Here is a 12,218-nt window from a genome sequence, read left to right on the forward strand (position 1 = left end):
GATTGTCTAAAATGATCGATATCCGACCCTTCGACACGCTCGGCCATGCCAATCACGGATGGCTCGACGCTCGACACCATTTCTCCTTCGCCAGCTATCACGATCCTGACCGCATGGGCTGGGGCAATATCCGCGTCTGGAACGACGACACGATCGCGGCGCAGAGCGGTTTTCCGCCCCACCCGCATAATGACATGGAGATCGTCACCTTCGTGCGCAGCGGGGCGATCACGCATCAGGATTCGCTCGGCAACAAGGGCCGCACGGCGGCGGGAGACGTTCAGGTGATGAGCGCCGGGACCGGGATCACTCACGCCGAGTATAACGTCGAAGACGAGGCGACGACGCTGTTTCAGATCTGGATCATTCCCGACCGGCGCGGCGAAGCGCCCGGCTGGGGCCAGCGCGAATTTCCCAAGGCCGGGCGCGAAGGCGGCTTCGCCATTCTAGCGAGCGGCACGCCGGAGGAGGACGACGCGCTTTCGATCCGGACCGATGCCAAGGTTGTCGCCGCGACGCTGAAGGCGGGTCAGAGCGCGACCTGGACCAGCGACGGATCGCGTCACCAATATCTCGTCGCTCCGACCGGACGCATCCGCGTAAACGGCCAGGAAGCGCAGCCGCGCGACGGCGTCGCGATTACGGGCGAGCCCGAGATCGTGGTCGAAGCGCTGGACGATGCGGAAATCGTGATGGTGGACGCGCGCTGATCTATTCACTCGTCCGGCTCGGGGATCAGCCGATCCCGAGCCGGGCGAGCGATTTTTCCAGCATGACGAGCTGATACAGCACCCGCCCATTGTCTGACGCGCCGGAGATATGGCGCTCTGCAAGACGCGATAGCGCGGCGCGATCGAACCAGCCAGTGCCCACCAGCACTTCACTGCGCGCCACGCCGCGCGCCATACCGGCCAGCGGACCACGGAACCATTCGGCCAGCGGCGTTACGAAACCCTGTTTGGGGCGATAGAGGATTTCGTCGGGAAGATAGCGTTCCATCGCGTGCTTCATCAGCCACTTGCCCTGTCGACCGCGGATACGGCGGCTTTCCGGCAGAGTGGCGGCATATTCGATCAGGCGATGGTCGAGAAGCGGTTCGCGCGCTTCGAGACCCACGGCCATGCTGGTCCGGTCCACCTTGGTCAGGATATCGCCGGGCAGCCAGAAGGTGAGATCGGCATATTGCGCCGCGTCCAATCCGCTACGGGCAGGCGCTCGGTCCATCGTCTCGATGAGCCGATCCTCGGCGCGATACTCGCCACGCTCGCGAAGCAGCGTGTCGCCATAAAGGTGCGCCCGCGCCTTCGCGTCGAGGATAGCGAGCGCCCGCGCATAGCCCGCCGCGCCGTCTTCGGCGAGCGAGAGGAATGTCGTCTTCGCGCGTAAGGGGCGCGGCGCCCAGTCGGCCTTGGGCCAGATTTTGCCGAGCGTGCCGAACACCGGTCCGCGCAAGGCTTGAGGGAGTACGGCCCTCGCCTGCTCTTCGCGGTGGTGAAAAACCTGGCGGCGATACCCGGCCAGTGCTTCGTCTGCCCCGTCGCCCGACAGCGCGACCGTCACGCTGTCACGCGCCAGCTCGCACACGCGCAGCGTCGGCAGTGCCGAAGCATCGGCGAAAGGCTCGTCGAAAATTCCGGCGATACGGTCCAGATCGGCGACGTCGCCCGGCGAGACGATCCGTTCGCGATGGTCGGTCCCGAAACGTTCGGCGACGAGCCGGGCATGGCTGGTCTCGTCCACTTCCGCGACATCGAAGCCGATCGAGCAGCTCGTCACCGGATCACGGCTCGCCTCCGACATCAGCGCGACCACGCTGGAACTGTCCACGCCGCCCGACAGAAACGCGCCCAACGGCACGTCCGCGACCATGCGGCTCGAGACACCTTCGCGCAAATGGTGAAGCAGTTCCGCCGACTGGTCGGCGACCGATCCCTTCGCGCGGGTTTCGAACGAGACATCCCACCACCGCCGCGGCGGTGCGGGCGGGCGATCGTGATCGAGCAGGCGGAAATGGCCTGCCGGGAGCTTTTCTACGCCCTTCAGGATCGATCGATGATCGGGCACATAGCCCCAAGTCATGTAATCCTCGATCGCGAGCGGATCGACTTGCGAACGCATGAGAGGATGCGCCAGCAACCCCTTGAGCTCGGATGCGAAGATCAGGCTTCCATCGCTCAGCGTCGCGGTGAAGAGCGGCTTCACACCCAACCGGTCCCGCGCGAGGAAAAGCTGCCGCCGGTCGCAATCGTACAGCGCGAAGGCGAACATGCCTTCGAGGCGGCTCAGGCAATCCGGACCCCAGCGCTGCCATGCGGCGAGGATCGTTTCGCTATCGCCATCGGTACGAAACTTTGCGCCCTGCCCTTCAAGTTCGCGGCGCAACGCTCTGAAATTGTATATTTCTCCGTTGAAAACGAGCACCGCGCGCCCGTCCACCGAATGCATCGGCTGGGGCGATCCGGCGAGGTCGATGATCGAGAGGCGCCGATGGCCGAGCCCGACGCCGGGGCCCGTCCACACGCCCGCCCCGTCGGGTCCGCGATGGGCGATCGCGTCGCACATCCGGCCGACGCGATGGGGTTCGACCGGCTTGGGCGTGCCGCAATGAAAGATACCGGCGATCCCGCACATGGTCCGCGCCTAGCCGTTCGCGGGCGCAAGGCCAATCGCCAACGCGGCGGCGATGGCGCACGCTCCGAGCGCAAGACCCATGACGAGGGGCAGGCGCGCGTCGAAAGCTTCCAGACGCGACAGTATCCGGCTCCGCTCCAGTTCGGCGAGCGACCATCCCGCTTCCTCCGGCGTCCGCTCGAACCAGCGCCAGGCGAGACCGAGCACGATGGCGACGACGACGGCAAAAAACACCCAGCCATAGATCAGATGATCGATTCCACCGGCGCGTTCGGGGCCGATATATTGAGCGAGATAGATCGTCCCCCAGGCCCGGACCGCGTTGGCGAGGATCGGGACGACCACGCAAGCCAGCAGGAAAACGGCGCGGCGCGACCAGCTGGAAAACCCGGTGAAGGCGGCGAGTACGCCGAGCGCGATCATCGCGATCAGGAATTTCACGCCCGAGCACGCTTCGGCGACGATGAAGAGGCCGACCGGCGTCGTGATATAGATCGTCTCGAGAGCCGCCTCCACGCCGCTCAAATGCGTAAGCGCGATGACGAGATGCGCGGTGAGTCGCTGCATCGGCCACACGATTTCCTCGCCGAAGGGCACGAGAAAGACCATGAAGCCGAGCGGAAGCGCAAGCAATGCCGTGGCGCGAGGGCCGAGTATACTCGGCACGCTCGCCGCGAGGGCGGCAACGGCGCCCGCATGGGCGATCAGATTGATCCCGCTCGCGCGTCCCCCGAGCCAAAAAGCTAACGCCGTGCCAAGCATCATAAGGCCGGGCCACCAGGGCTTCGGGCGTATTGCCGCCAACTCGTCACGCCGCATCCAGGCGAGCCAGGGGATAATCGGCGGGATGAGCAGGATGTGGGCGTAGCTGTCGCTGTTCCACCACTGCCACGCCATCTCCCCCCATTCGCGCAGCGTCAGCGCAAACAGCGCCGCCCAGACGAAAGCGAGCCCCGCCAAAGCCTGCCGCCATGACGGAGACATCGCCGTAGCGGACGTACCGAAAGCGGAATCAGGCTGCATGATGGCAGGAGACATCGGACCGCCCTACTAACCGCGCAAGTCCCGCTTCGACCGCTGCCCAGCTCATTTCCTTGATCACGAAGCTGCGGGCAGCCCGCCCCATTCCCTCCGCACGATCCGGCTGGTCCGCCAATTCCAAAACTCGCTTGGCGAAAGCCTCGTCATCGCGGCAGATATACCAATTCTCACCGTCGCTTGCATCGATCCCCGTGGCCGCTTCTTCGCTGACGAGAACCGGGCGCGCCATCGCCATGGCTTCCAGCACCTTGTTCTGTACGCCGCGCGCCAGCATCAGCGGGGCCACCACGGCGGTCGCGCCGCGCAGAAAGGGGCGAACGTCCGGAACCTCGCCCCAGACCGTCACGCCGTCCAACCGGCCGAGTTTCGAAACATCGGCGGTCGGCGCACGGCCGACGATGTGGAAATCCGCCGCTACGCTCTCGCGGATACGCGGCAGGATCCGCTCGGCAAAACGTTCGACCGCTGCAATATTGGGCGGGTAATCCATCTGGCCGGTGAAAACCAATTGCGGCGTCTCGTACCGTAACGCCGGATGCGCTTCGGTCGAGGCGGGATCGAAGAAGCCGGTATCGACTCCGTTCCCCAGCGCGCGGATATCGGCCCCCTGCGTGCCTTGGCGAGCGCGCAGGATATCCGCCTCCTTCTCCGTAATCAGCAGCGTGGTGCCCGCAGAGTTGGCCAGGCGTATTTCTTCGCGACACAGCAACTCGGTCTCGCGCGCGTAGAGAAAAGAGCGCGGAAATCCGCTCTCCTGCGCGTAGGTTTCGAATTTCGCGCTATCGACGTCGCAGAGATCGACGATCACGCGCCCGGCAAAATCCGCTGGCACATATTGGCCCATCTGGCCCGAAAACACGAAAATCGCGTCGATCGGGTGCGAAGCGAGCGTCGCGGCGACCCAGTCGGAAAGCGTCTTGTCATGAAAGGCCGTCTGGCTGACCGCTCGCCGCTGCACAATCGCTTCGATCCCCGCCAGCGCTAACGGCTTGGAACGAGTGAGCATGCAGTGGCTGGCCGCGATCCCGGCAAGGCTCGCCTCCTGCGCCCGGTCCTGTTCGGTTTCGGCAAAGGTGCCGACATGGACGCAGCCGAGTTTCGTCAGTCCCTTCAGCAGATGATGCGAACGGATCTTGTCGCCGCGATCGGGCGGAAAGGGCACCCGATGCGCGAGGAAGAGGATATCTCCCACCCTCGCCTATCCCAGTCCGCGCGCGATATGCGGGCCGATGGCGTTGGCGAGCCGGAGGGGCAGCCGTTTCCAGAGCGCGATCTTGCGCGCATAGCTTTCATCGGTCGGATCGATATTGCGCGCCGCGACGCCCGGAGCGCTCCAGCTCGAATATGTCAGGGGTTCCGGTTCGAAGCCCCAGTTCTTCTTGAAGAAATACGGTCCGCTCTCGGTCTTGGAACGTCCGAAATCGAAGCGCGTGCATCCGCGCTTGCGGGCATGCAGCATCAATTCGTAATACATCCGCTCGTTCGCACGCAGCCCACGCGCCGCATAGGTACCGCCACCCCAATAGGGCATGACGGTGGGGCCCTTCCCGTCGTCATGATAAAGCGACAGCACGCTTGCGACCGGCGTGCCGTCGTGATGCGCGGTCAGGATATCGGCCTCCGCGCCGAACGCGTCGAGCACGGCGTCGAACAGGCGCCGCGGGAAGACCGGCGTGCCGAGATTATGAACGCTTTCGGCGTAGACGGCATAATGCGCCACGCGGTCCGCCTCGTCCGACCCGATGGTGATTTCGAAATCGGTCTTCAGACCCTTGCGCACTTCGGCGCGTGCCTTGCGCGGAATGGCGAGCAATTGCGCCTCGTCATCATCGGCCAGATCGTTCACAAAATTACAATGGCTTGTCGTCGTAACCTGCCAGTCTGCGGGAGCATCCCCGCCACGTAATTCGACAGAGACGGCCTGATGGCGGAGCGCCAGTTCCTCAGCCGCACGGCACAAGGTTTCGGCATCGTGACGCCGTTGCGCAAGCACGCCACCGCCGACTCCGAAGCCGCTGGAAACGAGCGCCCGTCCGAATAGCGGGGAATGCACCAGAGTGAGCGGCAACCACCCGGTAAGCTGGCCCGCCTGCTCCAACACGAGCCCCATCGCCTGCTGGCCGGTCCCCCGTTCGATCGCACGCAGCCAAAGCGGGCGATGGAACACCGATCCGCCCTGCTGCGTGACGAAGCGTTCGATCCGCGCGGCTTCGTCGGGATCGGTCAGATGGGCCAGCGACACACTCGGCACGGCAAGGCGCGTCGGCGCGTTCACGATACGAAGGGCACGCAGCGTTGCGCTTCGATCCGGGCGATTTCGTCCATCCGGCCCCAGCTGAAATCGCCTGCCAATCGCCGCAGCTTGTCGGCCATGGTCGAAAGGTTGGTGTAATGACGCAACCGCGAACGCAGCGGAGCGTCCTTCATGCGCGGTTGATCGGGATCGATCTCCCACGGGTGGAAATAAAAGATGGCGGGCCGTTCATCGCGATCGTTTACGCGCGCGATTGCCCAGCGGGAGAACGCATAGGGCAGGACGCGGAAAAAACCGCCCCCACCTGCCGCCAGGCGCCGCTCGCCGATCTGCGCTGTCGTTACGGGAATCTCGACGAGCTCGGTGCCCTCCACCGGGCGGAAAGCGAAGCGCGGCGCATCGCGCCAGCCGTAATGGTCGTGCACGATCGGCGCGACGCTGGAACTGTAGCGATAGCCGTGGTCCGCGAGGACCTCGTGCGCCCAGGGAGTGCGCGCATCGATCGAAAAGCTGGGCGCGCGATAGCCGGTGATGGCCGCCCCGCCCGCATCTTCCAGAATGGCGCGCGTCTTGGCCAGATCGGCGGCGAATTGTTCGGGCGTCAGAGTGAAGACACGGGCGTGATCGTAACCGTGGCTGGCCAGTTCGTGCCCCCGCTCCACAATGGATCGGATCGCAGCGGGTTCGCGTTCCGCCACCCATCCCAATGTGAAGAAGGTCGCCTTGACCGCGCAGGCATCGAACAGGTCGAGCACGAATTTGACATTGTCAGCCACGCGCAGCGCCAGGCCGTTCCAATCGGCGCGATCGATGGTGTTTTCGAACGCGCCGACCTGAAACCAATCCTCCACATCGACCGACAAGCCGTTGAGAATTCGAGAGGATGCTATCCTGCGCTGTTCCAAGCCAAACCTCCTCGCCTCAGGCGGCCTCTCGCCGTCCATCGGTTTCGAAATGCGCGATCAGCAATTCGAGCACATGACGGATCGACGCCTCCTGTTCGGCAAGGCGCGCTTCCATGGTTGCGAGACGCTCCTCGATGGCTTCGGAAACGCCTGCGTTCGATGCCGGATCCGCCTGCTGCAATTCGGAAACGTCGCGGCGCAATTTTGCGATCTGGTTCTCGTGCCCGCCGAAAGCGGCTTCGATCGCCGCGATCTGCGCTTCGGCGAGGCCCTGTTCGACACCGCGATCTTCCGCCGGAGCGGTGGATGCACGCGCACGATCCGATTCCTCGCGCTTCGCCTCGGCGACGGCCTGAGCCGCCTTTTTGCTGGGGTCGGGCCGGATGCGATCGTCGACCGGGGAATCTTCGGCGGAAGAATCGCCCGCCATTTCCTCGATCACCGCTTCCAGCATGGCGAGATCGATAGTCGACTGTTCTTCGACTGCCCCCAGCAGCAGCAACCGCGTCATGACCTGATTGATTTTGCGCGGAATGCCGCCGGTCGCCTTATGCATCCGAGTGAACAACCCTTGCTCGAAAGCTGGCTCGCCATCCCATCCGACATGGTTCAGCCGGTGGCGGACATAGGGTTCGATCTCGCCCGGTTGCATCGCGTCAAGATGATGCGCGGCGATAACGCGCTGGCGCAATTGTTCTAGTTCGTCGGAACCTGCGAGCAGGCGCTTGAATTCCGGCTGGCCAAGCAACAGCGTCTGCAACAGCGGATGCGCGCCGAGCTGGAAGTTCGAAAGCATGCGCAGCTCTTCCAGTGCGCCGATCGAGAGGTTCTGCGATTCATCGACGATCAGCAGGCAGCGTTTGCCGTTGCGTGCCTCTTCGTGAAGGAAGTGCTCGATCGCGGCCAGGGCAGCTGCCTTGTCGCGCCCTTCGACATCGAGCCCGAAGCTGCGCGCGGCGACGTGGATCATTTCCTCGCCGTCGAGCGCGCTGGTTACGACTTCGCCCACGCTCATCCGGTCGTCGAGCTTCTCCTTGAGGTGGGCGACCAGAGTGGACTTGCCCGAGCCGACCTCGCCGGTGATGACCACAAAGCCTTCGCCCTGGTTCAGGCCATAGCCGAGATAGGACAGCGCCTTCTTGTGCGTGATACTCTCGAAGAAATAGGCCGGATCGGGCGTAAGCTGGAAGGGCCGCTCGGAAAAACCGTAGAACTGTTCGTACATGTGAGGGGTCCTATCAGAAACCGTAGCGCAAGCCGACCAGGGCCGAAGCGGTCTTGAGATCTTCGGTCGTGAAATCGCTGTCGAGATAATTCAGCGCCACCGCCGCGCGGCCCGACAGGCTTTGCGTGAACGCATGCGAGTAGGAGGCGGACGAGCCGAGCCCGAACAGATCGTTCGCGCCGAACCCGCCTTCGAACCAGTTGGCGTAAGTCGCCACGGTAAAGGTACCGCGGCGGCCGATCTCGCCGCCGACCGTGCCGGAGACATAGTAATTTTCGTCCATCACGCCATTGGCAGCCGCCAGCACCGTGCCCGGGGCGCCGATGAATTCCCGCTGTTCGTAGCCTGCGCTGATCGCCGCGGTGTAGCGGCCGACGCGGCGGGAGTAATTGCCCGCAACTCCGCGCGAGCGGAAGACGGAGGAGCGGATCGAGCCGAGCAGTCCGTCGAGGCAACTCCCCCCCGTGACCGCATTGACGCAGCCGACCACCGCCCCGGTGATCGGATCGCGCACGACGTCGAAATCGGTCGGCAGCGCGGACAGCGAATTGGTCAGGCGTCCGCCAAAGCCGCGGATGCCGTCGAAAGCGCCGATCGAAAGGTTGGTGTCGGGATTGGGCGAGAAGCTGAAGCTGCCGTAGAACGTGTCGCTGTCGTAGCGGCGTCCATATCCGGCCTGGAGCGAGGTCCGGCGGCTCGGGCGCCACAGCACGCCGACATCCCAGATCAGGCCGGTGGCTTCAAAAGCGATGGTGCGGGGGCTGCCTTCGTCGGTGACGAGGCGGCCGCCGGGGCCGAGGATCGGATTGCCATTCGCATCGCGCACCGCATCGCGGCTGGATACTTCGACATCTTCGTACCCGACCCCGCCGACCACGGCGAGAACCGGTGTGATCGGAACGGTCACGTCGGCGCGCACATTGGCATCGATCACACGTTGATCCAGCGTATCGACATCCTCGCGGTAATATCCCGCGCCCACGCCAACTCCGACGGGAAGATAGGTGCCGGGCGCGAACCCCGCGCGGGCCTGCGCCTGCTGTGACACGCTTTCATCGAACACATCGACAGGATCGCCATTCGCCGTGATGACATCCGGCGATTCCACTTTCGTGTACCCGATCAGATATTGTCCGGTAACTTCGACATCGTCGACCCGGGTCTGGACGCGCGGCCCGGCATAGACCGAATAGGTCTGCGTGGTGAAATCGGCATTGTTCTGGCCGGTAAAGACGTTGGCTCCGCTGCCGTCGATCGACGTCCGCGCGGCGAGCGCGCCAGCTTCCAGCGTGACCGTGCGCGGCACCACCTCGAGCGAGCCACGCGCCACGCCGGTGATCGTGTCGCTGTCCGCCGCGTCGCCCCAGCCGAAATTGCGCTCGTAGCGCAGGGACACCGTGCCCGCGCTGCGGCGTCCGTTGAGCGAGGCGTCCAGGCCTGCCGCAAGCTGGGTGTAGGTGACGACATCGTTGCCGGGCGAAAGCTGCGCGGTAAGGATTTGCGAGGCCTCGATATAGGGTTCGACCGCGAGACGGCGACCGCCCCGGCGTTCGCCCACAGCTTCCTCGCCGTCGCCCTGTCCGGCGCCCTGCCCGGAAGCATTGGCGCCGCCGCCACCGTCGCGGCCCGGATAGGTTTGTGCGTGCGCTGGCAGGCCGCCCATCAGGGTCGCACCGGCAAGCAACACCGATAAAGTGCGTAATGACATGGGCTTACTCCCCATACCCATAATAGGATCCGAACTTGCGTCCGCTCGGGCTGAACGTCGCGTCGTTCAGGATAAGGCGAATATCGGGACAGGCGGAAAGAAGATCGACTGCGTCTTCCAGCGCCGCTCTTGCAGTCGCATCGGCGCGCGCTACCAGCAATGACTGGCCGACATGCTTGGCGAGTTCTGCCGCGGGCGATGCCGCCAGCGCGGGCGGGCTGTCGAAGATGAGAATGCGGTTTTTCGCGCCGCGAGTCAGGCGGTCCAGCACCTTGGCGGTACGATCGCTTGCGAGATATTCGGCGTCCGATCCCGTCCGCTCTCCCGCCGGCATAAGGAACAGGCCTTCGACGTCGGTGGCCACGACCAATTCTTCGGGCCGGATGGAATCGTCCTTCAACGCATTCATGAAGCCCCGCTTGGCCTCCTTCGCGTTACCGAGACCGAAGGTCGACATGATGGAAGGCTTTGCGAAATCGGCATCGATCAGCACGACTTCGATATCGCGCTCGCTCGCCATGGAGAGGGCGAGATTGACCGCGCAAAACGTTTTGCCCTCGCCGGTATGGGGCGAACAGATAAGAACGCGGCGCGATAGCGGGGAGCCATCGGCTTGCGCGGTGGCGAGCACCTGGCGCTTCACGATGCGAAATTCCTCGCGCAGGGCGCTGGCCCCGGCATCGGGATTGACGAAGCCCTGCTTACGCAGGTTTTTTCGGTCGATCGGCCTGGGATCGCGCGGCAGCCGTGCGGCAGGCACATCGTCGTCGATCGGTTTTGCCGGAATGGGCGCGGACGGAGCCGCAGCGGCAGCCGCCGGGGCGGTCGCTTGTGCCGGATCGGTGGGAGCGGCTGCAGGCGGGCCCGCACTTTTCGCGGGCTTGGGCATCCGCACCGATTTGCCTTCGGGCAGTTTGGCAGGCACGCGGGCCGGCATCAGCCGGTCCAAGCCGAAAGCGCCGCTCGCCCGTTCCAGCAAGGAGCCGCGCTCTTGCTTTGCGGGCTTTGCGGGCTGGGCGACCTTTTCGAGCGGCTGGCTCTCATCCGCGTCGAGCGGCACGATCTTGGTTGGCTTGTTCACCACGCGCTCCTCACGCCACCGATCCGACCTGGATGAATTCGACGGCAAGCAGGATCACACAGATCCCGACCAGCCCCGCCAAACCTCCGGCGAATTGCTTGAATTGCTTGCGCTGCTGCGCCTGGCGCATTTCGGTCATCGAACGCGATATCGTCCCGACGACAGGAAGATCGAGCACGCGTTCCAGCTTCTCGGCCGTCGTGAAGCTCGCCTGCAACTGACTCATCACGAACGCAGTGCCTGCCCCGGCAGCAAGGCCGGCGAACAGCACGCCGAGCAGCAGGATTGGCCGGTTGGGCGCTGCGGGATTGCGCGGGACGGCGGGCGGATCGACCACCTGAAACTGCAGCGAGCTGCGCTCGGTCTGGACCTGGCCGCGCAGGCGCATTTCCTCTCGATCCTGCAAAAGCTCGTCGTATTTCGTTTTCAGAACCTCGTAATCGCGGCTGATGCGATTGGCCTCCGCCGCCACTTCGGGCTCCTGCGCCTGCGCGGCGATCAGCGAGGAGATATCCGACTGAAGCGCCGCCTTGCGAGCTTGCAGGGCCTGGAGATTGGCTTGACGCTCGACCCGGATGGCGACGAGCGACGAATAGGCGGGATTGGGTGCGCCCACCGATCCATCGCCTTCGCGCGACGCCTGACGGCGAAGCAGCTGGATCTGGCGTTCGGTCGCCTGAATGTCGGGATGGCTGTCGGTTAGGCCGCGCGAGCGCATCCCGGCAAGCTGGGCCTCGGCCTGCGCCAGCGCCGCACTCGCCCCGCCGCCCATGCCTGGCATGCTGATGGTACGCGGCGTGCCCGAAAGCTGTCCGCTGATTCCGGCAAGCGCGGATTGCGCAGCGGCAATATCGGCATCCACGCCGCGCATTTCGGTCTGCAGGGTCTGCAACCGGTTGCCGACCGATCCGCTTCCGCCGATCAGCTCGGGATATTGCGATTCGAAGGCCAGACGGCGCTGTTCGGCAGCTTCCAGCTCGACCTTGCGATCTTCGAGCTGCTGGTCGAGGAACACGATCGTGTCGGCCACTTCGCCGCGATTGCCCGCGATGTTTTCTTCGCGGAAGATGTCGATGAGGCTCTGAACGACTTCCTGCGAAAGCTTGGCGTTTTGGGTATACGGATTTAATGGTTGATGGGGCACCTTCACCCCATCAATCTGATACCACCCTCAGATGGTTGATAGATCGACTCCGTAGTTGAGTTCCTCTGCGAAGTCCGGCAGTCCGTAACCGATGGTTTTCTTGTAGAAAGGAGAGACCTTCGCAGTCGGTGCCTTCTTCTTGTGCTTCGTGGTGTAGAGCATTCGTGCCCGCATCACCTCGAAGGAGTAACCGCGCCCTTCACGGTTCTTGTCCTTGGCCAGTCGGTTG

Annotated in this window: 10 protein-coding genes and 1 pseudogene; 1 reads left to right on the top strand and 10 read right to left on the bottom strand. The window is 64.2% G+C overall.

The features are described 5' to 3' along the window. Positions 1–11: 11 nt before the first annotated feature. Positions 12–710 carry a pirin family protein gene (locus A3736_RS03750; RefSeq protein ID WP_067679375.1) on the top strand — a complete coding sequence of 233 codons (699 nt, stop codon included), beginning with the start codon at positions 12–14 and terminating at the stop codon, positions 708–710. A 25-nt stretch (positions 711–735) separates the two neighbouring features. On the opposite strand, the gene A3736_RS03755 is transcribed toward A3736_RS03750, so the two are convergent. From A3736_RS03755 to A3736_RS03800, 10 genes and pseudogenes are all read right to left on the bottom strand, one after another. Then, positions 736–2,631 carry an XrtA/PEP-CTERM system amidotransferase gene (locus tag A3736_RS03755; protein ID WP_067679377.1) on the bottom strand — a complete coding sequence of 632 codons (1,896 nt, stop codon included), beginning with the start codon at positions 2,629–2,631 and terminating at the stop codon, positions 736–738. Between the two features lie 9 nt (positions 2,632–2,640). After that, complete coding sequence (gene xrtA, locus A3736_RS03760) at positions 2,641–3,669, bottom strand: exosortase A (RefSeq protein WP_233999210.1); 1,029 nt, start codon at positions 3,667–3,669, stop codon at positions 2,641–2,643. Continuing rightward, a complete protein-coding gene (locus A3736_RS03765; RefSeq protein ID WP_067679381.1) occupies positions 3,644–4,864 on the bottom strand; it encodes a TIGR03087 family PEP-CTERM/XrtA system glycosyltransferase in 1,221 nt (406 codons plus the stop codon). Before A3736_RS03765 ends, xrtA begins: the two co-directional genes overlap by 26 nt. A gap of 6 nt (positions 4,865–4,870) precedes the next feature. After that, a complete protein-coding gene (locus tag A3736_RS03770) occupies positions 4,871–5,947 on the bottom strand; it encodes a FemAB family XrtA/PEP-CTERM system-associated protein (protein WP_067679383.1) in 1,077 nt (358 codons plus the stop codon). Then, positions 5,944–6,831, bottom strand: a complete 888-nt coding sequence (locus tag A3736_RS03775; RefSeq protein WP_233999211.1) for an XrtA system polysaccharide deacetylase — start codon at positions 6,829–6,831, stop codon at positions 5,944–5,946. The genes A3736_RS03770 and A3736_RS03775 overlap by 4 nt, the downstream gene beginning before the upstream one ends. A 16-nt stretch (positions 6,832–6,847) precedes the next feature. Further along, entirely contained in the window at positions 6,848–8,056 is a 1,209-nt protein-coding gene (locus A3736_RS03780; RefSeq protein ID WP_067679385.1) for an XrtA/PEP-CTERM system-associated ATPase, read from the bottom strand. 13 nt (positions 8,057–8,069) lie between these two features. Beyond that, positions 8,070–9,764 (bottom strand): hypothetical protein, encoded by a 1,695-nt coding sequence (locus tag A3736_RS03785; protein WP_067679388.1) that lies wholly within the window; start codon positions 9,762–9,764, stop codon positions 8,070–8,072. Positions 9,765–9,768: 4 nt separating this feature from the next. Further along, positions 9,769–10,845 (bottom strand): AAA family ATPase, encoded by a 1,077-nt coding sequence (locus A3736_RS03790; protein ID WP_233999212.1) that lies wholly within the window; start codon positions 10,843–10,845, stop codon positions 9,769–9,771. A gap of 10 nt (positions 10,846–10,855) precedes the next feature. Then, entirely contained in the window at positions 10,856–11,989 is a 1,134-nt protein-coding gene (locus A3736_RS03795) for a chain-length determining protein (protein ID WP_156501948.1), read from the bottom strand. 27 nt (positions 11,990–12,016) lie between these two features. Continuing rightward, positions 12,017–12,218, bottom strand: a pseudogene (locus tag A3736_RS03800) (ISL3 family transposase); the annotation flags it as partial.

Origin of the sequence: Erythrobacter sp. HI0063, from assembly GCF_001635685.1 — a bacterium.
Taxonomy (GTDB): Bacteria; Pseudomonadota; Alphaproteobacteria; order Sphingomonadales; family Sphingomonadaceae; genus Qipengyuania.